The following is a 26,316-nucleotide window of genomic DNA, read 5'->3' on the forward strand; positions in this document are numbered from 1 at the left end:
AAACTAAGTAATACAATTTTTATTAATTAAATTATATATCTTGTATCGTGGAAATATCTTTAGTAGAAAGGCAAAAAATTTGCTATTTATTTAGTTCTAAATGAGAAATTTTTAACGCAGCTAGCGTCAGATTTACTCCCTCAAATTGAGCCAGTAGTAAGACTACTTGACATTAACCTTGAGGCTAGGCTGCGTACCACACTTAATAAAGCATATCTCGTTGTTTCTCAGACAACTCATCGTGATCTTTGAATTGGCTTCTATATTCTTTTGGAGTAAGTCCTGTTATTCGTTTAAATGTCCGTCTAAATTGGCTGTCATCGTTATAACCTAAGTTATCGCTCACGACGTTGATTGTTTGTGATGTCAAAACCAAGAGCTCGCAGGCACGATTAATCTTGATTTGCTCTATTAGTTTTAGGACGGTCATGTTGAGCAGCGTCTTGACTCTTCTTGCCAGCGTTCGCTCAGTTAAATTCAAATGGTCTGCAAGGTTTGATACCGATAGGTCGCATGCGAGTGTCTTATCAACCCAATGAAATACTTTTTTCAATAACGGATCGTCAAGGTAAACCAGATCCAAGTGCCTAAAAGGCAAATAGTCTAAATGTGGTCGAGGTAGAACTAAAAATTTGAATACATCTCGCGCAACACTTTCTTCGAATTTATGTCGCATAAGATTATGGAATATTTGTAAATAGCCATTAGCGCCAGAGGTTGTAGCGTCACCATCAGGGTGATAAATACAAGCTAAATGATTATTCCATTTTACTTTAGAAAAGCGTGAAGCCGCTTGATCCGTTAACCACCATGTAATCGTGGCTTTCGTTTGATTTAAGCGCCCTGATTCCGCATGTAATGCGACGCCGGTGCAATATGACCAAACCTGCGTTTCGTTTGGTAACTTCTTTAGCTCGTTAATTAATCGTCCATAGGTAATAGGCAAGCAATGAAGATCAGTACTTCCCCAAAAGCCAGGTAACAATATCGCCTCGTATTGATAGTCATTAATAACGTTATCGACGTTGAGCTTGATGTTGTGCGCGCATGTGACCTCTGTTTTCTCTAAGCCCACCCAAGATACCTCAAATGCGGGTTGAGATAGCCGGTTATTAACGGTCTCTAATAAGTCTAAAAAGTAAAATAATCCTGCAGGCATGCAATGTGGGTATAAAAAAAGCCCAATCCTTATCATTGTCAGAAACTGTCCGTATTTGGTCCAATTATGCAATGATACCACGTTTACGTTTTGCATACAATTTGGGGTGTAATGTTAATTTAGTGTGATTTTAATCCGACAGGGGAGTTCTATTTTGAGCATTGAAACTCAAATTGCATCTCAGCCAAGCAAAATGAAACGCTTTACTGAGTTGCTGATACGTTTTCGATATGTGGTTACGCTGATAGTCGTCGCCATTTGTATAGCCACAAGTCTTGGACAAAGCAGGGTTGGCTTTAGTAGTGATTACAGATACTACTTTGGTTCGCCATCACCTGTGATTGCTGCGATGGATGAATTAGAAAGTGACTATGCACTTTCCGATAGCATCTATATTTCTATTAGCCCTAAGTCTGGGGGAACTGTATTCGATAAAGCTGTGCTATCTGCTGTGTTACATGCAACGGAAGAAGCTTGGAAAGTGCCTTATGCGACGAGAGTTGACTCATTGAGCAATTATCAAAATACAGTAGCAAATGATGATGATCTTACTGTCGCGCACTTATTTAAATCTGAGAGTGAATTAATCGGCTCTAATATTGATTATATCCGTCAGGTTGCGCTTGCTGAACCTATGTTGGAAAACCGTATTGTTTCTCAAAATGGGGAACATACAGGTGTCAATGTGGTGCTAACGCTTCCAGGTAAGTCGCCTATGGAGACTTCCGAGGCCGTATCTGCAGTGAGAGAGCTAGCTAAAGCGCTTGAAGCTCAGTACCCTGTAGAAGTTCGATTATCTGGCGTACATATGCTAAACCACGCTTTTGCTGAGATAGGTATGCAAGATATCGTGAACATCATGCCTGTTATGTATATGGTGATGTTGGCAATATTACTGGTGTTATTCCGCTCTGTATTGCAGGTATTAATGACAGTTGCAATAGTGCACTTATCGACTATTACAACGATGGGTATTGTTGGTTGGCTTGGCATCCCGCTTACTGCTCCATCTTCAATTGCCCCGACGATTATTCTGACATTAGCAGTTGCTGATTCTGTTCATGTCATAATGAGTTTTGTTATTGCCAAACGCCGTGGTGTGAGTGATGCAGAAGCAATTAAAGAGTCAATGTCGGTTAATTTCTTACCAATTTTACTGACTAGTTTAACAACGATTATTGGCTTTGTTGCCTTGAACTTTGCTGATGCACCTCCTTACCATGATTTAGGCAATATTACAGCGATTGGTGTATTTATTGCGTTTGTTTTATCGATCACACTATTGCCTTGCCTACTGTATATTTTACCAAATTGGATTAAGCCAAAAGAGCAAGATACGAAGTTTTCAGATAAGATTTGGGCAAAACTTTCTCACTTTATTGAAAATAAATATAAGACCGTCATTATTATTTTCTCTGCATTAACTATTGCTTTTATGATCCCAATTCCAAACCTTAAATTAGATGATAGATGGGTTGAATATTTCTCTGACAAAACTCAGTTTAGAAATGACGCAGACTTTGTTCAGAAAAATGTAACAGGATTATACAGTATTGAGTTTAACGTTCAGTCTCTAGGCTCTCAGGGGATTAGTGATGCTGAGTATTTAAATACGCTAGATGATTTTGCGAAATACTATCGTAGTTTTGATAACGTTTATAATGTGAGCGTCTTGACAGACACCATGAAGCGATTAAATAAAAACCTTCATGGCGATGATCCAAGCTTTTATCGTATACCTGAAAATAAAGAGCTCGCTGCGCAATACTTATTGCTATACGAAATGTCACTACCATACGGTCTAGATCTAACCAATCAGATCAATATGGATAAATCTAGCTCAAAGGTCGTCATTACGATGAAAGATGTTTCAACTAATGAGCTAAGAGAGGCAGCAGCTAAAGGCGAAGCATGGTTAAAAAATAATGCGCCAGCTTACATGCATGCAATCGGTTCAGGGGCTACGGTGATCTTTGCTCACCAGTCTGATGTGAATATTCAAGGAATGGTCACAGGCACATTATTATCCCTCATTATGATTTGTATTGTCGTATTTATTGCAATGCGTAACATCAAATATGGCCTTATTAGTGTATTACCTAATGTATTACCAGCGATCTTCGCGTTTGGTGCTTGGACGCTGTTAAGAGGGCAGGCCGGAATGGAAGTTTCTATTGTGGTGTCTGCAACTCTGGGTGTCATTGTCGATAATTGTGTTCACTTCATGATCAAATACTTGCGTGGTAAAGAGCAATTTAATCTTGCTCCTGCCGATGCTATTAAATACGCATATCAAAATGTGGGTAATGCCTTGCTATTTACCTCGGTTACGTTAATTGCAGGTTATACCGTACTAACTATGTCTTCTTTCTCGTTAAATAGCTCTTTAGGTTTGATGTCTGCGTTAACTGTTGTAGCAGCTCTATTAGTCATCAACATTTTACTTCCAGCGATCATTTTGTTTGTTGACCGTGCCGAGCAACGAGCGGCAGATGAAAGGTTAATCAACGCGCAACTAGCATCATAAGGAGAAATAATATGCTGAATTTAAAAAAGGTTTTTGTGGTAACTAGCTTACTAGCTAGCTCGACACTCACATTTGCAGCGAGCGATGAAGATAAAGGTCTACAACTTGCCCAGTTGGCAGATCAAGTGGATTCTGGTTGGGTAGATCAAACCGTTGATATCACCATGACACTGCAAGACAGAGCGGGTAATCAAAATGTCCGTAAGGTTAGAAATGAGATGCTTGAAGTTGAGGGAGATGGAGACAAGAGTTTAGTGGTATTTGATACCCCATACGATGTGAAAGGCACGGTGATGCTGTCATTTAGTCATAAGGTTGGAGATGATGATCAGTGGCTTTACCTACCTGCGCTTAAGCGAGTAAAGCGTATTTCGTCTAGTAACAAGTCAGGCCCTTTTATGGGAAGTGATTTTGCATACGAAGATATGAGTTCACAAGAAGTTGAAAAGTATACCTACAAGTTTATCCGAGAGGATGAATTTGAAGGCCAAGCGGTCAATGTTGTTGAGCGTACTCCGGTATATGAAAACTCAGGGTATTCAAAACAGCTTGTTTGGCTGGATAAAAAGCGCACGATACCGCTTCAAATAGAATATTTTGATCGTAAAGGGAGTGCTTTAAAAACTCAGCATTTTAAAGGCTATCAGCTTTACAACGAGAGGTTTTGGCGCGTTGACGATTTGCTGATGATGAACCATCAAAAGGGTACGCAAACTACGATTTCTTTTGAGAATTATAACATTAGCCAAGGAGTTCGATTGACGAATTTTGCACAAGCAAACTTGTCACGTATTAGGTAAAAAACGATTGGCTGAGTGAGTGTTCACTCAGCCAATCAGCAAAGGAGTAGAGATGAAGTTAATAATGATGTTGTTAGTCGGTGTGTTAACCACCTTTGCTTGTATTGCAGATGTGGACATTAGAGGAACTGCGAATTTCAGCCAGCGACAATATACGGATGCGCAACCAGAGCACCATGAGAGTCAATCTTTGATTTTTATCGAGCCTGAAATATACCTGCCAATCGATACTAATTGGAGCGCGCTCGCCAAACCTTATGCGAGGTACGACAGTCTCGGAGCTGCAAGACATCAGTTAGATTTTAGAGAGCTTAATCTGAGTTACATTAATGGTAACTTTGATGCAAAGATAGGAGTGAGTGAGGTATTTTGGGGCGTTACAGAGTCCCAGCATTTAGTTGATATTGTGAACCAGACAGATGTTTTAAGTAGTATTGATGGCGAAGATAAGCTCGGTCAGCCTATGCTACAACTCAATTGGCTTCATGGCAGCGGTTCGCTGCAAATGTTTGTAATGCCATACTTTAGAGAGCGAAATTTTGCTAGCAAAGTACAGCGTTTACATCCTGATGTTGTTATTAGTTCGCAGTCTAAGTTTGAAGATAGCCAAGAAAATAGCCACACAGATTTCGCATTGAGAGCGACAAATTCTTTTGATAGTTGGGAGCTTGCCGCTTCATATTTTATTGGTACTAATCGTACACCGAGTATGCTACTTGAAAATGGCCACTATACACCTTATTACAGCCAACTTACCCAGTATGGATTGGAAGTTCAGGGGGTATTCGGTGGATGGCTGGTTAAGAATGAGACCATTTATCGAAAAGGCCTACATGATTGGGCTATCGCACACACTAGCGGTTTTGAATACACACATGCAGGTGCTTTAGGTCAAGCAGATTTAGGTTATTTGGTTGAATATAGCTTTGATGAATTAGATGAAAACAGCACTTCCAGTTTCCAGAATGACGTCTTTTTTGGGGTTCGAGTTGCAATAAATGACGTTGCTGGATCTGAGTTATTGATCGGTGCTATTCATGATATTGACGCGCATCACTGGTCGATGTTTAGAGTAGAAGGTAGTACACGAATTACTCCCGCTTTGAGATTAAGAACTGAGATATGGGTCGGGGACGAAACCAGAGAAAACGATCCGTTTTTTAGCACGAAAAAAGATGACTTTATTCAGTTAAGTATTGAGTATTATTTTTAAATGTTAATTGTTTAAATGAACATACTACAATATTAGTTATTTTCACTATTAAAATTTCCCTTTTGATTTTTTGCCCCTTTTTAGGGGCTTTTTTGTTTGTAATTAACAAAATAAACAATTTGTAACAAAGTTGTTTATTGTGTTTATATCCTGTGTCAATAATTGGCTGATTTTGGTCGGTAATTGCCATAAAAAAGGTTCTACGAAAACATACAATAATTCTATTATTTATTTAATGATGGAACCAAAATGGAGTATTTAAATAAACTGGTTAGTTCAATAAATGCGCCAGTCTCAATATCGAATCTACAGCTCAACAATCGAGTTGTGATGGCACCTATGACTCAGGAAAGCTCTGTAAAGCATATTCCTGGTAATGTGCAAGTTGAACACTACGGACAAAGAGCAAAGCATGGCGTTGGTCTCATCATTACAGAGGGAAGCGTTATTCCACATGCATCTGCTAATGGGCATTTCAATGTCCCGCTTATGTATTCGGAATCCGCACTGTCTGGTTGGCGCAAAGTGGTTAATGAAGTGCACCGCTTTGACAGTAAGATCTTTGCGCAGCTTTGGCATGTCGGCGGTGTAAGAGAGGCTGCAATGTCACCTGAAGTTGGGTCACCTGCAGTTAGCCCCAGCGGACTTTCAGCGCCAAATATACCAAATGGCAAAAAACTAACCGTCAAGGAAATTGACGAGGTCATTGCTGCGTATGCAAATGCAGCTAAGAATGCGCAGCTTTGTGGGTTTGATGGTATTGAAGTACATGCCGCCCATGGATACCTGATCGATCAATTCTTATGGCAAGCGACTAACTTACGAAGCGATCAATACGGTGGTGGGGCAAAAAACCGTTATCGCTTTGCTGTCGAGGTTGTGACTGCTATCCGTGATGCGGTTGGTCCCGATTTCACAATCGGTTTCCGTTGGTCTCAATGGAAGATCCAGAATTTTTCAGCGCGTGTTTTCCAATCACCAGAAGAATTAGCTCCTTTCTTGCAAACAGTTTCCGAGGCCGGTGTGGATATTTTTCATACGAGTACGAGAAGGTTTTGGGAGCCTGGATTTGAAGGCAGTGAAAGGACACTGGCAGGCTGGACAAAAGCGATTACACAAAAACCATGCATAGCCGTTGGGGGAGTTGGACTAGGTAATGACTTCTTGCTCGGTGGGCCGTCAAGCGCCAGTCAACATGTTTATGAAAGCTTGATCCGGGGGTTAGAAGAAAATGAGTTCGACTTGATTGCAGTAGGTCGAGCGCTACTCGCAGATCCAGCGTGGTTTTCAAAATTAAATCAAAGAAGTACGAAAAATAATAACCATGTTTTGGCTTAGCGATATTTTCGCTAAAGAGCCAAGCATTGGATGAATAAGTTTATAAGGACTGAGATTTATGTCAAACCAGAATGTAGCGGAGTTATCCCGTCAGATACTGCAACTCGTATTTCGTGAGCGAAAGTTGGTAGAGTCCGAAGTTTCGCAAGCGGACGAGATCCATGAGTATTTAAGTGAAGATGAATTGTATCCTCACTTGGATAAAATAGAGCGGATGGTCGCGAAGGGTGAGCCGATAACAATGGTATTGCCGGCCTATCCGGGAAAATCACCAAATCGCAATAAAACATTAAGTAAATATCCGGATTTAGCCGAAAAGCATTCTATCGATATGCTTCATGTACTTTGCGACAGAATTGAAAAAATCTATTCGCCGGGTGTAAAGGTATTAATTTGTTCAGATGGGTACGTGTTCTCTGATCTTGTACGGATCCCCGATACAGACGTACATAGCTATACCGAGGCTATCAAAGAATATTACACCAGCAATTATCCTACCCAATTCGATTTTTACGACATTAAAGATGCCTTCCCCGAAATAAAATGTTTAGACGCGATGCGAGAAGAGTTAATGATCCGCTATGGTGAGTCATTGGTTAGTTTAACAAATCGCTCGCAAAGCGAAAAAGAAACACGCTCCATGTATCAAGGAATAACTAAGTTCTTATTTGAGGATTTTCTTGGGTTAGTCGAGTTTGCTGGGGTGAGTAAAACTCAGGTACAAAAAGCGGCTAAGTCTACGGCCTTAAGGGTAATACTTCGAAGTAATGCTTGGAGTAAGTTGCTGGAAGTGAGATATCCAGAAGCCTTGAGATTATCCATTCATCCACAATTTAGAATTTCGCAAAAAATCGGTATCAAACTCGCTAATTCAGCAGATTGCTGGCGCACACCATGGCACTCAGTCGCAGTACTGAAAAAGGATCAAATTCACCTTGCGCACAGAAATATGGTGAGCGAAAGCAGTCACCGATTGATGTTTAGTCAAGGAGCGCCAAGCCATTATGTAATGTCTTGGGAAAATGGAGCTGCAGCGCATGTATAAGCTCGCAATTTTCGATCTGGATGGCACCTTGATTGACACGCTCAGCAGCATCACCACGAGCGTCAATATTTTGCGTGGAAAAGAGGGCCTTGACGCGGTGGAGCAAGATGCTGTTTTACCATTTATTGGTAAGGGAAGTGCAAACATGCTGCAAGCACTGTGTGGAGCCTCTACTGGATCGTTACATGAGACTGTAGCTGCATACAACAAAGTATATGACGACAACCTATTCACTCAGCTCACTGTTTATCCCGGCATAGTGCAGTTACTTGAAAGCTTGCATGCACAGGGAGTGAAAACCGCAGTTGTAACCAATAAATATCACCGTCAGGCGCTGGATGTATTGGAGTACTGTTTTAAGCATTTCGCATTCGATGCAATTCAAGGTGTCGCAGATGAAGCGCTCAAAAAGCCTAATCCTACTCAGACCTTAAGGCTTATTGAAAAGCTTAGCGTTCAACCTAATGAGGTAGTGTTTATTGGTGACTCTGAAATCGATCAGCGCACGGCACAGGCCTCGAATATTGATTTCAGGTTTGTTACTTGGGGATACGGTGTGGCAGAGCAGCTTAAGCTTAAAGCCGATGAAATTGTGAGTTCGGCTACAGAATTACAAAAATCAATTTTAGGACGTGTTTAAGAGAACATCATGGAAATTTACAATTACATAAAAATAAACGATAAGGTTGCATTAGCAGGTCAGCCATCAGCACATGAGTTTGAAGTGTTGATAGCAAATGGTGTGAATTGCGTTATCAACATTGCACCATATGACGAACGTTATTCTATCGAGAATGAAGCTGAGCTAGTTGAAAAGCTCGCTGCGACATATATTTATTACCCAATTGATTTTGCGAACCCAACTCTTGCCGACTTTGCGAAAGTAGAAGCGCTGCTGTTGGATAACCAAGATAACAATGTGCTATTACATTGCGCTGCCAACTACCGAGCTTCGCTGTTATTTGGGCATTTTGCGATCCGTCACTTAGGTTGGAGCCGAGCAGAGAAAAATGCCTTAATCAATCAGATTTGGTCATTGGATGACTTCCCTGCTTGGAAGGTTTTAGATGAAAAACTAGAAGCTGGATTAAACGATGATATTAATACGCGGGTAGCTGATGTTATCGAAAAGTACTTAGTACAAACTGGCGACGGTTTTGCAAAGCAGGGTCGAGCTGAACTCGCAAAAGCCATCGCGGCATTTACGAGTCAAGAGCAAGCCGTGCAACTTGTGCTACCAGGGTTTCCTTGTAAATCACCAAATATAGATGCGAAATCATTTTCTAACTTACCAGATTATGGTGAGGTATTGGCCTTAGAGCGAATGCAGTCTTTGTGTGATGATATCCAAGATATTTATCCAGTTGGCGCGAAATTAACCATTATTAGTGATGGCGCAACTTTCTCAGATCTTGTTGGTGTCGATGACGCTATTATGCAGGAATACAATGCGGCACTAAGAACGTTAACCATAACTCATGACATACAATGGGCAGATTTAACCGATTTATGTCAATTAGAAAAAGCAAACTCAGAGTATGACTCTGCTTATCTAAGAAAGCAGCTACTTAAGAATTTAACGACGAATCCCAGAGCACTACAAAATTATACAGATAAGGTTAAAAAAGATGCGCAGCTTCGCATCGAACATGATGACTTATGTAGCTACCTATATAACGATGTTTGTCTTGTACATCTCTCACAAAATGATAGAGACGATTACTTAGCAAGCATATGCGATAAAGCCTACGAGATGATGTTTCGAGGAAAGGCGCTGACGCATAGCATCAATGAACGATTCTCAAACCATATCCGTTTATCAACTCACCGATACGACAATACAGGGCCAAAGTTTACTATCGCTTTATCGGCGAACAATCAACAAGTGTTAGCACCTTGGCATGCTGTTCCTGTGATGCGTTTGAATGGCAATGTCGAGTTGATGCCGCATGCAACGGCTAAAGAGCTCAATGTTGCTAATGTGACTTTCGAAAATAGCAACTGGATGTATATTGAAGTTTCAGAAGCGCGCTTTACAGCAATGCAATTTGAAGTGCTGAAGTCACCGCGTTTCGGGCTGAGAATAAACCTACCTTCAGATATGACCTATCAAGAGTTGTCGCCTCAATTTCTTACGATGTTAAGTCAAGAGTTTGGTTTTGTTTTACTGCCAAATGCAGGCCTTGAAGAAGAGCAGGAATTAGTCGAGTTAACCGCGCCTTTTGGTGAGATTTATCAATGGCAGTTTGGACCAGTTCACGTGGTGAAGCCTGAAGAAAAACCTCATGGATTTGTTCACTCCATTGAAAAAACACCATTACATTGGGATTTGAGTATGTTACCGCTCGATCATGAGCGTGTTATTGATAATGAGCGTTTCTACGCATCAACCTTTTTACTTTACTGTAAAACCGCTGCGCAGCCCGGCGAAGGGCAAACAACAATTGTTGACAGCCGCAATGTATTGAAGCTTGCTGGTCGAAAAAAGGTGAGAGAGTGGCAAGAAACAGAAGTTATCTACTCTACAAAGATGACCTATTTTGGTGGCGTGCCGCGCGTTTATCCTTTGGTGTTTGAACACCCTAAAAATAGTGAGTTACTGCTGCGTTATCAAGAGGGAAGCGACTCTCAGCTGCAAACTTTTGAACTGAGTTCAGAGCAACTTGAAAGCAATGCATTTAATACGCTGATCTCTGAAGTCAACGCATTGTGTTATGACGATCGCTGCATGATTGCCCATGACTGGCAGGATGGCGACTTAATCATAGTAGACAATCATTACACCCTACACGGAAGGTTGCCCATGACGGAGCTTTCGATGAACCGTGAAGTGTGGCGAGTACAGGTAATTTAAGGAATATATAAAATGAATAACACAATGACATTTGAACAAATAGATAACAATATTGATGGAATTATTAATCAAATAGCTGCAGCGAGTGCAGACATTGAAGCACTGAGAAGATTACCAGAAAGCACGGTTACTTTGCTCAAAGAGACCGGTGTATTCAGTATGGCGATGCCTAAATCAATGGGAGGCGCCGAACTGGATCCAATCAGTCAAATTAAATTGATTGAGAAAATATCTAGAGCCAATAGTGCGGCAGGGTGGTGCACTATGATCGGTTCAGACAGTGGTTACTTTGCAGCAATGTTACCCCAAGAGCTGGCAGCAAAAACTTATCCAAACCCTCATGTCATCAGTGGGGCGGCGCTATCACAAACGGGTAAAGCGCGTAAAGTTGCGGGCGGTTATATGGTAAGCGGTCGTTGGCCCTTTGTCAGCGGTTGTAATAATGCTGAGTGGTTGATTGCAGGTTGTAAGGTGTATGACGGTGAAGACATGGTGTTATTAGAGGGAGATATTCCGCAAACACTGCAATGTTTTTTAAATATGTCAGATCTTGAAATCCTCGATACGTGGCATGTGATGGGGCTACGGGGCACTGGTAGTAATGATGTCGCGTTACAGCAAGAGATATTCGTGGCAGAGGAAATGACGTTTAGCTTTCAGCAACCAAGAAGTTTTCAGGATGGAGCGCTTTATCAATTCCCAATGGCCTTTATGTTTAATTTCTCAGCTGTACCGCTTGGGGTGGCACAGTCTGCATTAGACTTTTTCCTGTCGGAGGCAAATAAGCCAACAAGGCAAGTGCATCAGGCTGGGCAATTTTTAAAAGGGCGGGCATTAAAAGATGAGTCTTTTGTACAAGGTGCAGTTGGCGAAGCGGCAACTAAACTTAGAGTGTTAAGAGCATTTTTTTATCATGAAGTTGAGCAAATTTGGTCTTTATTGAAGCAAGGTGAGATGCCTTCTCCTGTGCAACAGGTGGCCTTTTTAGCCGCTACCACTGAAGTATTTAGCGGCTGCCAAGAGATTATAGAAACGTTAGTTAAATGTCGTGGTGGTTCGGCGGTTTATCAGGGAAACCCATTAGAGCAAGCGCTTCGGGACATCGTCACGATGAATCAACACGCCATGACATCGCCGCGTAATCAACATCAATTGGGGAGAGCTTTACTTGGGGTTCCTCCAGAGCAAATCTTACTTTAAAAGGTGCAACCCGTATCCTTGATACGGGTCATCTCCTACACTTGTTAAAGAGCAAGGAGCCACGAAATGAATTCGTTAGAAAACTACTTTTTTCCTTACCGCGAGGGAATTATTGGTACAGAACACAAGGTTTCTAGAAATAATCAGATCAAGTCATTGATTTATGCTGATTGGACGGCTAGTGGGCGATTATATGAGCCGATTGAGCGTTATATAAATCAAGAGCTCGGGCCTTATATTGCCAACACCCACACTGAGTCCAATGAGACTTCTCGGGTGATGACTAAGGCGTACCATGAGGCGCAAGATATTATCAAAGCGCATGTTAATGCGGATGATAATGACATCTTATTGTTTACTGGAAATGGGTCAACAGCGGCTGTAAATAAGTTGCAGCGTTTAATGGCATTGAAAGGTCCCCGTGTTGGTACCGAACTCCCTCCTGTGGTTTTTGTTACACATATGGAGCATTACTCAAATCACGCTTCATGGCTGGCATGCGACGTCGAAGTGGTTGTTATTCCTGCTGCTAAAGGTAAGCCAGCATCGGACCTAGCCGCCTTTAAACGTTTATTATCTGCATACGAGGGGCGTAAGATCATTGGTGCATTTAGTGCGGCCTCTAATGCATCGGGTGTATGTACACAACTCAGTAGCTTAGCGGCTTTAGTACATCAATATGGTGGTGTTTGTATTGCCGATTTCGCCGCCGCAGCCCCGTACCTTGAAATCAACATGCATCCAGAGCGGGACGAGTGTCGTTTAGATGCGGTTTTTTTCTCCCCACATAAGTTCCTAGGCGGTCCCGGTGCTTCAGGTGTGTTGATATTTAATAAAAATCTATATCAGCTAAATACGCCAGATCAACCCGGTGGTGGTACAGTGGAATCTGTGGATAAACAAGGTAATCCCACTTACATTGCAGACATTACACAAAGGGAAGATGGTGGAACGCCTGGCACATTGCAAGCTGTTCGTGCCGCTTTGGCTGTAGTGCTAAAGGAAAAAATGGGAGTGAAAAATATTCTTGCAAGAGAAAAAGAGCTCAGATTTTTACTTGCACAGCAGCTACGAGAAATTTCAGGCCTTCATATTGTCGAAGATCAACCAGTTGAAAAACTGGGTATTATTTCCTTCTTTGTTAATAACCTAGACCACAATGACATTGCTGAGGAGTTAGATAACCAATTTGCTATCCAAGTTCGAGGTGGGATCTCTTGTGCAGGTTATTATGCACATCATATTTTTAAGAAGGAATTTGAAAAGCTTGGATGTGGTGTAAAAAGTGCGACGCCAGCAGGCTGGGTAAGAATTTCGTTACACCCAACAATGACAACAGCAGAAATCAATGAAATCGGCACTGCCGTTAAGGCTGTTGTAGAGCAGCTAAAGTCGAGTAAAAAAGCGAGTAGTAAATTGAGCGCAGATAAGCTGATGGCTCTTCGTGAGGTGGAACTATTTTCGCCTACAATAAACTGGAATAAACAGAATGAAGGAGTAGCAGTTGGTGTTTAACCTTTATTTTTCGTTATTATGGATGATGAAATAAGTTAAAATTTATCCTAAAGGTTTAGTTTTTTACGTCGATAACTAACCTGATCCATCAAAAAGTCAGGTAATCACTTATGAATATTTCCGGAAGTAACCTACCTGCTATGTCTGGAGCTGGTCAAAGCGGTGAAGTATACAGCGCCGTTTTGGCAAAAAAGCAACAGAAAGCAGATGGACAAGCCGCGCTTGCTTTAATTGAATCTGCGGGCAGCAGTGCAGCAGCACAAACGCCAGCTAAATCAGTGACAGCAACGCTAGGCAACAACATCAATACATATGCGTAAGCTTATGTCTGATGGCACGTTGTCTTCGGCATGTCCGATAGATATGTGCAAAGCAATCGGTGCTAGGGTCATTAGCACCGATTTTTTGCTATTTTAGTCTAGTAAATTTAAGTCAATCGGCGTTTTACTTGGCTGACCACCAATTTCTCGCACTAATTTAGGCACCAAGAATCCCGGCAGCACTTCCAAAAGCTCAGCCATTATCGCCTTGGCTTCACGCTCTTCTACATCAAAATGACTAGCGCCTTCTACCTTATCGAGTAAATGCAAATAATAAGGCAGTATATCTGCATCGAATAGGGCTTCACTCAGTTGGGCCTGAGCCGCAACATCGTTATTAATTCCTTTAAGTAGCACAGCTTGGTTTAGCAAAGTCACATTGGCTTGTTTAAGCCTTTGCATTGCCGCTTTAAAAGTATCATCGATTTCATTTGCATGATTAATGTGGTTTACCAAAATCACCTTTAAATGACTCTTTGCTAAACGTTGGCACAATTCCTCGGTTACTCTCGCTGGGATCACTACTGGTAAGCGGCTGTGAATACGCAAACGTTTAATTTGTGGTATAGCCTCTAATTGTTCTAGCACCCAAGCTATCATGTCATCTTTGGCCATCAGCGGATCACCGCCACTTAAGATCACCTCATTGATTTCAGGGTGGGCGCGCAAATACTCAAATACTGGCTCTAAGGTGCGTTTGTTGACCTGATTATCCTGATAGGGGAAGTGACGTCGAAAACAGTAGCGGCAGTTGACCGCACAACCGGTTTTGAGCATGAGTAATACCCTAGAGCGGTACTTATGTAACAAACCAGGTACAGGTGCGTCTTGTTCTTTTAGTGGATCTTTACTAAATCCCGCTTCAGTTAAATATTCCTGATGTACAGGTAACACTTGTAATAGCAAGGGATCATGACGATCTCCGTGGCGCATTTTAGCGATAAATGGGCGAGGTACTCGCATAGGAAACAAGCGCTTAGCTGCAAAGTCTCGTGCATCAAATTGGTCATGCAACCCCAAGATGTTGAGTAGCTCTTGTGGGTCAGTGACAACATTTGCTAATTCTTTTTGCCAGTTAGTCTGCAAATTTACTTCATTTATTTGTATCATTAGCAGGTTAATTACTCGAATATACGTAGATTAGAGGATACGATGGCGAATTATAGCACCAACGAGTTCAAGGGCGGCCTAAAAATTATGATGGACGGCGAGCCTTGCTCTATCTTAGAAAATGAAATGGTCAAGCCTGGTAAAGGACAAGCGTTTAACCGCGTTAAAATCCGTAAGCTTATCTCAGGTAAAGTACTAGAGAAAACATTTAAGTCTGGCGACTCAGTGGAAGGCGCAGACGTAATGGATACTGATCTAGCGTATTTATACACTGATGGTGAGTTCTGGCATTTCATGAACAACGAAACATTTGAGCAGATCGCCGCTGATGAAAAAGCAGTAGGCGATAGCGTAAAATGGTTAGTTGAAAATGACGTTTGTACTATCACACTGTGGAATGGTAACCCAATCGCAGTAACACCACCTAACTTTGTTGAGCTTGAGATCACAGAAACCGATCCAGGCCTGAAAGGCGACACTGCGGGTACTGGTGGTAAGCCTGCAACGCTAAGCACAGGTGCTGTTGTTCGTGTTCCTTTGTTCGTTCAAATTGGTGAAGTGATCAAAGTTGATACGCGTAGTGGCGAATACGTAAGCCGCGTAAAATAATAGCGAAAAGCAATTTACGACGTTTTATAAATCCCAGCATGTTGCTGGGATTTTTTTGGAGTAAACAATGACGGTGAACAATTGGCAGCCAAGTGCAACAATAGAGACGCTTAGGCAAAGGGCTGCGATTTTAGCGAAGATACGACATTTTTTTGCTGCTCGTGATGTGATGGAAGTCGACACGCCGAGCCTTTCTCAAGCCTCAGTGACCGACCCTCACTTAGATACTTTCCATACTCGATTTGTTGGCCCAAATCACAGCCAAGGTTTGCCGTTATTTTTACAAACGTCACCCGAGTATGCGATGAAAAGACTACTTGCCGCCGGCAGTGGTGCGATTTTTCAATTATGTAAGGCTTTTCGTAACGAAGAGTCAGGGCGTCATCATAATCCAGAATTTACGATGTTAGAGTGGTATCGTCCGGGCTTTGACGAATTTGACTTAATGGCGGAAATCGATGAGCTGATGCAGATGTTATTGGATTGTCCAGCTAGTGACTCGATGACTTACCAGCAAGCCTTTGAGACACATCTTGGGTTTGACCCTTTGAGCGTGTCGCTAGCGGAATTAAAAGCGCACGCCAACAAATACGGTTATGGTGATATTGCAGCTATCGAGAATAATCCAGATACTTTGCTGCAATTGCTATTTTGCATGGAAATTGAGCCTAAAATAGGTCAGCAGAAGCCCTGTTTTGTTTATCATTTTCCTGCATCGCAAGCGGCGCTGGCAAAACTTAACCCGAAAGACAATCGCGTTGCTGGGCGCTTTGAGCTCTATTATCGCAACATGGAGTTGGCTAACGGATTTAATGAACTGACGGACGCGGTAGAGCAAAGGGCGCGTTTTGAGCAAGATAATCGGCTCAGAGCTGAGATGGGATTGCACCCAGTGCCGGCTGATGAGCGTTTACTGGCTGCACTCGACGCAGGCGTCCCCGACTGTGCTGGTGTTGCACTTGGAGTAGATAGGCTAGTCATGCTGGCGTTAAATAAAGCTCGCATCAGCGAAGTACTCACATTTGATGTTTCGCGGGCTTAACGCCGCGAAACAAAGCGAGTAAGTTCTTTTTGAGTGGTTTCTGTGAGCTTTTGAGCACTTTGGCATTCAGCTAACGCGCCATCAATTTGTGATTTAGACTGCTGACCTAGTTCGACAATTTGTTGCACTGCTTGGTGGGTATGTTTTTGTGTTTCTTCCAGTTGGTGCACCGCACTAACAATCTCTTCTAATTGTGCTTGGTTGCGTTCAAAGTCATCACTCATAGAAATAAAACCTTTAGAGGTATCGCTAATAGCTTTCTCTGCCGAACTTGAGTGAGAAATCAACTGTTCTGATTCTTGATTGGTTTCACTGACCAGCACGTTCATTTGGTTGATAAAATCGCTTATCTGGCGAGTAGCAGCATTGACCTTGACCGACAGCGCACGAACTTCATCGGCAACCACTGCAAAGCCACGCCCCGCTTCACCTGCTCGAGCAGCTTCAATTGCTGCATTGAGCGCCAGCAAATTGGTTTGGTCGGAAAACTCTTCAACCATTTTTAGAATGTTGCGAATGTTCTCGCTATTTTCTTTCAGGCCTGAAACCGTTGATGAGAAATTACCAAGTAGTGTGGTGATCTGTTTTACTTCAGCAACGAGCTTAGTTAACGACTGAGATGAGCCGCGAACAAAGTGCAAGCTTTCGGTATTGGCCTGATAAACCTGATCGGTATTGTGTACAATACTTTGTAAACTGTGGCTGACCTGATCGGAAGCGGCAATAATCGTGTCACCTTGGCTCAGCTGTTGCTGTCCATATTTGGCTGTACTTCGCATTGAGCTGGTGATATCGCGGTTGCTTTGTGTTGCCGCAGCGGCGCTTTCGTATGTTTTTTCCAACAGAGCACTAAGGTGGGTAGTAAACGCGTTATACTGCTCGCTTAAGTCTCTAAACTCGTCATAAGTGAACTGTGGTAGTTTTGCATCTAAGTTACCGTCTTGGCGGTTAACACGCTCCAATGAGTCTTTCATTGCCTGCACTGGCCGCACAATTAAAAAGCGCATATAAAAGACGGTAAACGCAAAAGCGGCAAGGATCACAATAGTGATCAACCAAAATGCTCCCATATTCGCGCCAGACTGAGATAGCTCTGAATACAGCCAAAATAAACTAATTGCATGAAAGAGAAATAAAAACCCTAAGTTACCAACAATCTTTCGAGTTAAGGTAAAGAAAAATGTCTCTTCTAAAAAATTATAAATGCGCATATATAAACTCATATTGGGCTCATCATTGTGCCACTTTATTTGTCTCAGTATAGATGAGCTAAATGGAATAACAATGCTAAAGCGATCAAGCAGTTACTCAGTTGGTGTGGCGTAAGCGCCAATGCCCTGTAAATACATTTTGGTTTGGCATGGAAAGTTAGTGAAAATACCATCCACCCCGAAATCTAGCATCATATCTATGTCTTGTTGTTTATCGACCGTATAAGCAAATACCTTTAGTCCGCGAGATTTTGCGTCTAGTACATATTCATGATTAATAAAGTTTTTGTCCATATGAATGCTGTAGGCATGGAGCGATTCGGCAAATTGCGCATAATGAACTGGAATAGAAGCCGTTAACGCGCCAATTCTCACCCAAGGTAACTTTTGCTTCAGCCACAATAGTTGGTGATGGTCAAAAGAAGAGATGAGTAACTGCTCTCTTGTGATCATCCCCTGTTGAATATGGTCTTCTATATAGGCCACAAACTTATCTAAGCCAAAAGTATGTTTTAGCTCTAAATTGATATCTGTCTGCTTACCTATGGTGGCAAACACTTGCTGCAACGTGGGAATTGACTGCCCTTTACCGGCATCAAGCGTGGCAAGGTAGGCTTGAGTTTGTTCATTGACTCTGCCCACGCCATTGGTCGTTCTGTCTAGCCAAGTGTCGTGAATAATGGCGTAATCATCCGCGCAACTTTGCACATCCAATTCAATACCATCAACGCCAATATGCAGAGCTGCTTCTATTGCGGCAAGTGTGTTTTCTGGATAGCTACCACTGGCTCCACGGTGCGCTAAGACTTGAATCATGCTTTTTTCCTTGTAATAGACCAAGTTTCAAAACAGGCTGCACTAACTACCAACAACCCGCCAAGTAATGTTGTAAGTGTCAACGTCTCGTGTAACAGAATATAAGCTAATAGTGTTCCATACAATGGTTGTAAACAAGAAATTAACCCTGCAGTGGTGGCAGATAAATAACGTAGGCTAGAGGCAAACAAGGCGTGTGGAATTGCCGTAAATATTGCTCCTGCAAGCAAGATTAACCAGAGATTTTCTGTGGAAACTTGCTGAATTGGCACTTCCACAAATACTAACAGCATAAGGCATGCAACAAGCGTTTGATAAAGCATTGTGTGTGGGCCGCTATAGTGAGAAAAGAAGCGCTTTTGGAGCAAGTTTCGCAGCGCAAAGAGTGCGCCCGAGAATACGCCCGTAATAATCCCCAAGGTAACTTGGTTGCCAAGGTTCGCTTCTGGTACTAACAGATAGATACCAAATAACACCGCGCTCGCACTGATAAAATCTTTTATTTGCACGCGGCTGCGAGTGAAGAGCGGCTCTAAAAAAACGGTGATCACGGGGTAGGTGAAAAAGGCAATGATCCCAACTGCAATTCCCGCCATCTGCATGCCTGCAAAGTAAGTCACCCAATGGAGCCCAACGATGACACCAAGAACTAAAGCCGTTAGATAATCTTTTTTATGTATTAATTTTATCGGCTGCCGTTGTATTTTGAGTAACAGTAGTAGCACAACGAAAGCAACGGCGGTACGGTAAACGGTGATATCCAGTGCTGAGAGTGAAATTAATTTTGAAAATAATGCTGTTCCACCAAATAATAAAACGGCACTATGGAGCGAGAGCAAAGCGGACTGTTGTGGGCGCATATCGAATATTAGATCTGTTTTTTTGCAGTCTATCATTTAATCGCTTTGAGATGACAAGATTGTTGACACTTGTCACTCAACATTCTGCGCTTAAACGTAAATAATAATAAAAAAGTGAATCAGAGAAGCTTGTGTCCATTACCACAGAATTTACCCTAGTTGAGAAACGGCGCTCATTTTGGAATGCCGGGCCCCTTATCTTTTCAACCTTTTATTTTTTCCCATTGATATTTAACTGGGCGCAATTGAGCGCAGTTAATATTGCGTTGCAAGTTGTTGTGTACCTTAGCTTTGTCCTGCTTTATTGGCAGAGTATTACAAAAACGGGCAATGCGTTGGTGATGAATTTAGTGCTGATGGCAGGGCTTTGTGTCGCAGGTAGTTGGGTGACGACCGGGACGAGTTCGTTATTTGGCTTTATTGCTTTTTTCTGCGGTTTTAATTTTTTGCCTCGTTATAAAATCATTGCGATGCTGGTCATCATAGCGTTGGTATTGCTAACGGCTAAATTTATCGCGACCCAGCAAACGGTTTATTTCTTGATGCCTGCACTGTGTGTGGCGTGTGGACTCTTTATTTTTGGTTGGATGTCACACCGAGAGCGAGTACACAAAGAGTTGCAGAGGCAAAGTGAAGAGGAGATTAAGCGATTAGGCGCCGTGGCTGAGCGAGAGCGTATTGCGCGCGACCTACATGATTTACTCGGCCATTCACTCAGCTCGATAGCATTAAAAGCGGAGCTGGCGAGTAAATTTGCTGCTGCAAATGCATTAGAGCAAGCGCAATCAGAAGCGCAGCAGGTTGCAGACTTAGCGAGAGAAGCACTAAGCGAAGTGCGCCAAGCCGTCACCGGCTATCATCAGCTAGCGCTTGATGCTCAGCTGCACATTTTGGCTTCAAGGCTAAAAGATAAGGGCATTGCCGTAACGCTAGAATTGCAGGCGGTCACTTTAGATAAAGTAAGCGAAGCCTGTTTGTGCTTTTTTGCTAAAGAGATATGCACCAACATTATTCGTCACAGCGATGCAGATAAGGTTTGCTTCACACTACGACAAACTGACAATAATGTCTTTGTAGAAATTAAAGATAATGGCTCTATAAAGTCCATAAAAGAAGGAAATGGTTTAATGGGGATCCGTACTCGATTGAAAGAATGTGGTGGCCAATTATTTTATCACACCGAACAGGGTGGATACTTTAAGGCGGTGCTAGGGGAAGTAGAATGATCAAAGTTTTTATTGTTGAAGATCAAGCATTAGTAAGAGGAGCTATTGCGGCATTACTGAGCTTAGATAAAGAGATAGAGGTGGTTGGCGAGGCTGAAAATGGTCAAATTGCAAAGGAAAAGTTAGCAAAGTTAACGCCTGATATCGTGCTAACGGATATTGAAATGCCACAAGTCACTGGACTTGAGCTTACTCAGCACTTGCAACAAAAAATGCCAGACACAAAAGTGGTTATCATGACGACCTTTTCTAAGGCGGGTTATATTCGTCGCGCGATCACTTTAGGGGTAAATGGTTTTGTATTAAAAGAAGCTCCAAGTGAGTACTTGCTATCAACGCTGAAAAAGGTCATGAATGGATATAAGGTTATTGACCCAGAGCTTGCTTTGTATGCTTTGGAAGATGCTGATCCACTTACCGATAAGGAACGCAAAGCGTTACGTTTAGCCAGTGAAGGGTTAAAAACAGCTGAAATAGCAGGACAGTTATTTTTGAGCGAGGGAACGGTAAGGAATTATTTATCCGATGCTATTGCAAAATTACATGCGACAAATAGAGTAGATGCAGCAAGGATTGCTAGGCAAAAAGGATGGCTGTAACTAGGTGTAATAGCATATATCCAGTTAATACTTCAAAATAATGTTGTGCGGTAATATACTGCACTATCCGCTAAGTAATAATAATGTATTAATTTTTGAGTGCAATAATGGATCCTAAATTACTTATTCAAGTTACCGCAATAACGACTGTGGTTTGTACAGTTTTTATGGCCGTAAACTGGTTTATTAATAAAGGCCTACCTGGCACTCGAGATTGGCTTATTTTCATTGCGCTTACCGCAATTGGGTGTGGCCTGTTGGCCGCTTATACACTTCCCATTACGTTCTCAATTTTTATTCCCAATCTCACTATCGCATTTGGACTTTTTTATCTGGCTCGTGGTGTTGATGCGTTTTTTAGCGTGAAAAGCAATTACATGCCTTGGTATGTCTTAGCCGGATTGGGCATTCCAGGTTTTACTTACTTTTTGTACGTGGATTTTAATTTTATAGCCCGTGTTGCGATTAACTATTTAGTTTGGGCGATGGCGATGATTTACTGTCTACGGGCACTAAATAAAGGCCAGAAGTTATTATCGAAGGAATTTAGTGCAGCACATTGGGCGTTTGGCCTATCGTGCTTGAGCTTACTGGCCGTGTTTACTTTTAGAGTGGTCATGCTTGGCGGCTATTCAGTGACAGACAGCCTTATTTCAGCAAATTGGGTTAATCAGTTTTTTGCAGTCTCAGTGAGCACGATGCCGCTGCTGTTGTGTTTTTCTTTATGTCTGTTATGTAGCAGCCGTCGTGAAAAAGAACTATGCCTGTTAAAAGCTGCTGCAGAGCAGTCAGCGCAAGTAAAAGGTCAATTCTTAACATTATTGAGTCATGAACTGAGAACGCCACTAAATGCCATTGTGGGTCATGCTGAGTCACTTAAAAAAGTACCGCGAGAGCCCAATCGCCATGCTCAGTTATGCGACGTTATCGTCCACGCTGCGATGTCGATGTCAGACTTAGCCAATCAAGTATTACTGCAAGCGAAAGGAGAATATGCCGCGCAAAATCGCGTGCCAATCTCGCTTTATAGTCTTTCGCAAGAGTTAGTTCGCCTCTTACAGCCACTGGCACTGGCTAAAGGATTGAGTTTGAGGGTCGAGGTTAAAGGCCTGTATCCGCAGGACGTTCATATCGTCGAGCAAGATACACTGTCTTTAGTCCTTAGAAATCTGCTCTCTAATGCGATTAAGTACACAGATAAAGGTGTCATTACACTGATCCTAGAAGGAACAAGTCGTGATGAAGATAAGCAAACAATTCGCTTTGCTATCAAAGATACAGGTAAAGGGCTGACTGAAGGACAAATGGAAAAGATCTTCGAACCTTTTGTGACGTTAAACAATGAGCAATCCATCTCGCAAAGTGCTGGGTTTGGGTTGGCATTATGCAAGCAGCTATTGCAAGGGCTAGATTCTGAACTTAACGTCGACAGCAAGCTTGGTACCGGCACTGTGTTTAGCTTTGAGCTAGATTGTCAGTGTAGTGATTCACCGTTACAGAGCACAGAGTTTAATACAGAGAAGCTGGCGCTCAATGTGCTTGTTGTTGAAGATAACGCCATGAATATTGATGTGATCAGTACCTATTTAAATGATATGGTGAGAGAGTTTTCTATTGCCAAGTGCTTGGCAGAAGCTGAAGTTGCGCTATTAGAACATAATTTTGATATTGTTCTGCTGGATATGCGGTTACCTGATGGTAATGGCCTTGAGTGGTTTAAAGAAGGATTCAACGAAATTGGTTTTACCTCAAGCGTAAAGGTTATAGCGCTAACGGGTGATGGCGATCCTGAATTGAAAAGGCGGTGTCTCCGAGCTGGCATGCAGGACTGTTTAACTAAGCCTATCATGCCAAGCCGTTTATATGCGGCACTGGAATGTGCGACTGTAAAAACAACGTCCCGCTTGGAATGTAAGACTTTGATTGATCAATCAAGATTTATGGATCTCGCAAACCGTGAAAGTTCAGGTGTGCTGGCGACGAAATTGATGTATTTAGCAGATCGATTTGAGTACGAAATTGCGCAAATTAAAGGGCTCACAGAGTTGAATGTAACTGACTTAGCCGTTGATAAACTTGCCTACATTGAAAACGAAGCGCTGGAGCTTGGCATGGTGAATTTTGCAGAGTTTGTTCAAGCAGCAACAGTACAGCTGAGTTACTCTGAAGAGCAAGTCGATTGGGACGCACTTGCGCTGCTTGCTAGACGCTCAGTTGAGCGTTTATTAGAGCTTCATGCTCAAATTTCAACATTGGAGTCAGTATCAAATCCAGTGGTTAATCTATCTGCATAAAAAGATTCATCGATCTTGGCCTAGGTCATTGGGCTATTTTGGGTTAAAATAACAGCATAGCTTATTTAACAAGACAGTAATGCCAAAACAGGATCCCTATCTCGATAGAGAACAGCAAAAATACGACAATCCAGTACCTAGTCGCGAATTTATCTTAGAACACATTAAAAGCGCGGCCAAACCACCTTCTTTCTCTCAATTGTGTAACGATTTAAAAGTGCAAGACGAAGAACGTCAAATTGCGCTTAAACGCCGTTTGCGCGCAATGGAGCGAGACGGTCAACTACACTTCAATAAATTTAAGTGTTACACCATTCCAAGTGATGATGGTCTGGTCAAAGGCCGCGTTGTTGGACACCGTGACGGCTTTGGCTTTTTAGAAGTCGAAGGCGAACCCAAAGATTGGTTTATCACTAAGTATCAAATGGAGCGTGTGCTGCATGGCGATTGGGTGTTAGCGAAGGCTGGCAGTCGAGGCTCAGGTGGTAAGGTGGAAGCGCGCATTGTGCGGGTACTTGAAAAAGAGCGTGCGCCAGTCGTCGGTCGTTATTTTGTTGAGTTTGGCATGGCAGTTGTGGTGCCAGAAGATCCTCGCATTACTCAAGATATCATCATTGTACCTGGCCAAGAAAATGGTGCTCGTCATAATCAAATGGTGCAGGTAGAGATCACTCAAAGCCCAAGCAAACAAATGAATGCAATGGGTAAAGTACTTGAGGTGCTCGGCGATCATATGGCACCGGGTATGGAAATTGAGGTGGCACTTCGCAATCATGACATTCCTCATGAGTGGCCAAGTGAAGTTGAAGCACAAGTTGCAAATCTTGGTGAGTTTGTTGAAGAGTCTGCTAAACAGGGCCGTGTCGACCTGCGCGATTTACCATTAGTGACCATTGACGGTGAAGACGCACGTGACTTTGATGACGCCGTATATTGCGAGCGTAAAAAGTCAGGTGGTTGGCGTTTATGGGTCGCTATTGCGGATGTGTCTCATTATGTCGGCAAAGGCACTGCGCTTGACAAAGAAGCGATTGAGCGTGGTAACTCAGTGTATTTTCCTGAACAAGTTGTGCCAATGCTACCTAAGGTGCTATCGAACGGTTTATGTTCATTGAATCCTAAGGTAGACCGCTTGTGTATGGTTGCGGAAATGACCGTGTCCGAAGCAGGCCGTTTGTCTGGCTACCGTTTTTACGAAGCCGTGATGAACTCTCACGCTCGTCTTACTTACACCAAAGTCCATGCGATTTTACAAGGTGATGAAAAGCTCAGAGCCGATTATCAGCCTCTTGTGCCTCATCTAACTGAGCTCCATAACATGTATATGGCGCTGAAGGCTGCAAGGCAGGAGCGTGGCGCGATTGAGTTTGAAACTTTAGAAACGCGCTTTGTGTTTAATGCTCATCGGAAGATTGACTCTATTGTGCCTGTGGTTCGTAACGACGCTCACAAGCTGATTGAAGAGTGTATGATCTTGGCGAACGTGTCAGCAGCAAAATTATTGGAAAAACACGAAGCCCATAGCTTGTACCGTGTTCATGATGAGCCAGATCCTGAAAGATTGAGCCAATTTAGACAATTCTTGCAAGACTTGGGTATCGAAAGCCAACTGCCCAATGACCCTTCGCCTGAGGAACTGACGCAAGCGATCGAGTCACTGGGTGACCGTCCTGAAAAAGAATTGATCCAAACCATGCTACTGCGCTCAATGAAGCAAGCGGTATATCAGCCAGAAAATATTGGCCACTTTGGTTTGGCCTTAAAAGCGTATGCACACTTTACCTCACCAATTCGCCGTTATCCGGATCTGGTGGTACACCGTGCTATCAAAGGTATTTTGCAACAACAGCAACAGCCAGTGAATGGCGCTTACATCTACAATGAAGATGAAGTAAAACAACTGGGTGAGCAGTGCTCAATGACAGAGCGCCGCGCTGATGACGCCACTCGTGAAGTTGCTGATTGGCTTAAATGTGAATTTATGCAAGATCATGTTGGCGATGAATTTACCGGTGTGATCTCATCGGTCACCAACTTTGGCTTATTTGTGAGGTTAGACGACCTGCAGATTGACGGGATGATCCATGTTAGCAATTTAGGGCATGAGTACTTCCACTTTGATGGTGCAAAGCAATGTTTGATTGGCGAGCATAGTCGTACAGTGTTTAGACTTGGCGATAAACTTACTGTTGTGGTTGCTTCAGTTAGCTTGGACGATCGCCGCATCAACTTAGCTTTGGCTGAAGAAGGTCTATCAGATCGCTATTCAAGGCGTCGAAAATCGCCGAAAAGCACGGCAAGTAGTGTTCGTGAGCAGCTAAAAACGGGTAAAATCCCAGGAGCTAAGCGCCGTGACGGTGAAACGTCTGGTCGCGATAAAGATAATAAAGACGATGACAAAGCCAAAAAGCGCAAAAGAACGACCCCTAAAGGGGAGCTCAAACAGGCGAAAAAGGCAGGCACGCTGAAGTCGAAGAAGAAATCGGCGAGTAAAAAAGCCAAAGCGGCAAAGGGCAAAGCAAAACGCCCAGGTAAAAACGAAAGAAATCGTAGCAAAAAAGCGCAATAGATTATAAAG

The 26,316-nt window shown here is 42.7% G+C and carries 21 protein-coding genes; 16 read left to right on the forward strand and 5 right to left on the reverse strand.

From position 1 onward, the window contains the following. Window positions 1–202: 202 nt before the first annotated feature. Window positions 203–1,159: a GlxA family transcriptional regulator gene (locus tag CWC03_RS17400; RefSeq protein WP_138582961.1), complete on the reverse strand. Its 957-nt coding sequence runs from the start codon at window positions 1,157–1,159 to the stop codon at window positions 203–205. Window positions 1,160–1,313: 154 nt separating this feature from the next. Between CWC03_RS17400 and CWC03_RS17405 the strand changes: the two genes are divergently transcribed. From CWC03_RS17405 to CWC03_RS17450, 10 genes are all read left to right on the forward strand, one after another. Then, the gene (locus CWC03_RS17405; protein ID WP_138582962.1) at window positions 1,314–3,686 is read left to right on the forward strand and encodes an efflux RND transporter permease subunit; all 2,373 of its coding nucleotides are present in this window, start codon (window positions 1,314–1,316) and stop codon (window positions 3,684–3,686) included. An 11-nt stretch (window positions 3,687–3,697) separates the two neighbouring features. After that, the gene (locus CWC03_RS17410; protein WP_138582963.1) at window positions 3,698–4,486 is read left to right on the forward strand and encodes an outer membrane lipoprotein-sorting protein; all 789 of its coding nucleotides are present in this window, start codon (window positions 3,698–3,700) and stop codon (window positions 4,484–4,486) included. Between the two features lie 52 nt (window positions 4,487–4,538). Further along, window positions 4,539–5,699, forward strand: coding sequence for a hypothetical protein (locus CWC03_RS17415; protein ID WP_138582964.1), 1,161 nt, complete (start codon window positions 4,539–4,541; stop codon window positions 5,697–5,699). A gap of 249 nt (window positions 5,700–5,948) precedes the next feature. Then, window positions 5,949–7,037 carry an oxidoreductase gene (locus CWC03_RS17420; RefSeq protein ID WP_138582965.1) on the forward strand — a complete coding sequence of 363 codons (1,089 nt, stop codon included), beginning with the start codon at window positions 5,949–5,951 and terminating at the stop codon, window positions 7,035–7,037. Between the two features lie 58 nt (window positions 7,038–7,095). Further along, window positions 7,096–8,082 (forward strand): isocyanide synthase family protein, encoded by a 987-nt coding sequence (locus CWC03_RS17425; protein ID WP_138582966.1) that lies wholly within the window; start codon window positions 7,096–7,098, stop codon window positions 8,080–8,082. Continuing rightward, entirely contained in the window at window positions 8,075–8,722 is a 648-nt protein-coding gene (locus tag CWC03_RS17430; protein WP_249314066.1) for an HAD family hydrolase, read from the forward strand. Before CWC03_RS17425 ends, CWC03_RS17430 begins: the two co-directional genes overlap by 8 nt. Before the next feature lie 9 nt (window positions 8,723–8,731). Beyond that, on the forward strand, window positions 8,732–10,936 hold the full coding sequence (locus CWC03_RS17435; RefSeq protein ID WP_138582968.1) for an L-tyrosine/L-tryptophan isonitrile synthase family protein: 2,205 nt from the start codon (window positions 8,732–8,734) through the stop codon (window positions 10,934–10,936). Between the two features lie 12 nt (window positions 10,937–10,948). Next, a complete protein-coding gene (locus tag CWC03_RS17440; RefSeq protein ID WP_138582969.1) occupies window positions 10,949–12,136 on the forward strand; it encodes an acyl-CoA dehydrogenase family protein in 1,188 nt (395 codons plus the stop codon). A gap of 66 nt (window positions 12,137–12,202) precedes the next feature. Beyond that, window positions 12,203–13,651 (forward strand): aminotransferase class V-fold PLP-dependent enzyme, encoded by a 1,449-nt coding sequence (locus CWC03_RS17445; RefSeq protein ID WP_138582970.1) that lies wholly within the window; start codon window positions 12,203–12,205, stop codon window positions 13,649–13,651. A gap of 110 nt (window positions 13,652–13,761) precedes the next feature. Then, window positions 13,762–13,971 (forward strand): hypothetical protein, encoded by a 210-nt coding sequence (locus tag CWC03_RS17450; RefSeq protein ID WP_010368721.1) that lies wholly within the window; start codon window positions 13,762–13,764, stop codon window positions 13,969–13,971. A gap of 93 nt (window positions 13,972–14,064) precedes the next feature. Here the strand turns inward: CWC03_RS17450 and epmB are convergent, their stop codons facing one another. Further along, window positions 14,065–15,081, reverse strand: a complete 1,017-nt coding sequence (gene epmB, locus CWC03_RS17455; RefSeq protein ID WP_138582971.1) for an EF-P beta-lysylation protein EpmB — start codon at window positions 15,079–15,081, stop codon at window positions 14,065–14,067. A 42-nt stretch (window positions 15,082–15,123) separates the two neighbouring features. Here epmB and efp point away from each other — a divergent pair, with 42 nt between their 5' ends. Then, complete coding sequence (gene efp, locus CWC03_RS17460) at window positions 15,124–15,690, forward strand: elongation factor P (RefSeq protein ID WP_010605834.1); 567 nt, start codon at window positions 15,124–15,126, stop codon at window positions 15,688–15,690. A gap of 67 nt (window positions 15,691–15,757) precedes the next feature. Continuing rightward, window positions 15,758–16,732, forward strand: a complete 975-nt coding sequence (epmA, locus tag CWC03_RS17465) for an elongation factor P--(R)-beta-lysine ligase (RefSeq protein ID WP_138582972.1) — start codon at window positions 15,758–15,760, stop codon at window positions 16,730–16,732. Here the strand turns inward: epmA and CWC03_RS17470 are convergent. From CWC03_RS17470 to CWC03_RS17480, 3 genes are all read right to left on the reverse strand, one after another. After that, a complete protein-coding gene (locus CWC03_RS17470) occupies window positions 16,729–17,943 on the reverse strand; it encodes a methyl-accepting chemotaxis protein (RefSeq protein ID WP_138582973.1) in 1,215 nt (404 codons plus the stop codon). The genes epmA and CWC03_RS17470 overlap by 4 nt on opposite strands. 93 nt (window positions 17,944–18,036) lie before the next feature. After that, the gene (locus CWC03_RS17475; protein WP_138582974.1) at window positions 18,037–18,759 is read right to left on the reverse strand and encodes a glycerophosphodiester phosphodiesterase; all 723 of its coding nucleotides are present in this window, start codon (window positions 18,757–18,759) and stop codon (window positions 18,037–18,039) included. Continuing rightward, window positions 18,756–19,619 (reverse strand): DMT family transporter, encoded by an 864-nt coding sequence (locus CWC03_RS17480; RefSeq protein ID WP_138582989.1) that lies wholly within the window; start codon window positions 19,617–19,619, stop codon window positions 18,756–18,758. The genes CWC03_RS17475 and CWC03_RS17480 overlap by 4 nt, the downstream gene beginning before the upstream one ends. Window positions 19,620–19,750: 131 nt before the next feature. On the opposite strand from CWC03_RS17480, the gene CWC03_RS17485 reads away from it, so the two are divergent. The 4 genes from CWC03_RS17485 (at window position 19,751) to rnr (ending at window position 26,307) form a co-directional block, all read left to right on the forward strand. After that, the gene (locus CWC03_RS17485; RefSeq protein ID WP_138582975.1) at window positions 19,751–20,845 is read left to right on the forward strand and encodes a sensor histidine kinase; all 1,095 of its coding nucleotides are present in this window, start codon (window positions 19,751–19,753) and stop codon (window positions 20,843–20,845) included. Further along, window positions 20,842–21,444 carry a response regulator transcription factor gene (locus CWC03_RS17490; RefSeq protein WP_138582976.1) on the forward strand — a complete coding sequence of 201 codons (603 nt, stop codon included), beginning with the start codon at window positions 20,842–20,844 and terminating at the stop codon, window positions 21,442–21,444. Before CWC03_RS17485 ends, CWC03_RS17490 begins: the two co-directional genes overlap by 4 nt. Before the next feature lie 107 nt (window positions 21,445–21,551). Further along, window positions 21,552–23,738, forward strand: coding sequence for an ATP-binding protein (locus CWC03_RS17495; RefSeq protein ID WP_138582977.1), 2,187 nt, complete (start codon window positions 21,552–21,554; stop codon window positions 23,736–23,738). A 79-nt stretch (window positions 23,739–23,817) separates the two neighbouring features. Next, window positions 23,818–26,307: a ribonuclease R gene (gene rnr, locus CWC03_RS17500; RefSeq protein WP_138582978.1), complete on the forward strand. Its 2,490-nt coding sequence runs from the start codon at window positions 23,818–23,820 to the stop codon at window positions 26,305–26,307. Window positions 26,308–26,316 lie beyond the last annotated feature (9 nt).

The sequence above is a fragment of the Pseudoalteromonas sp. S2755 genome, from assembly GCF_005886535.1.
Lineage (GTDB): Bacteria > Pseudomonadota > Gammaproteobacteria > Enterobacterales > Alteromonadaceae > Pseudoalteromonas.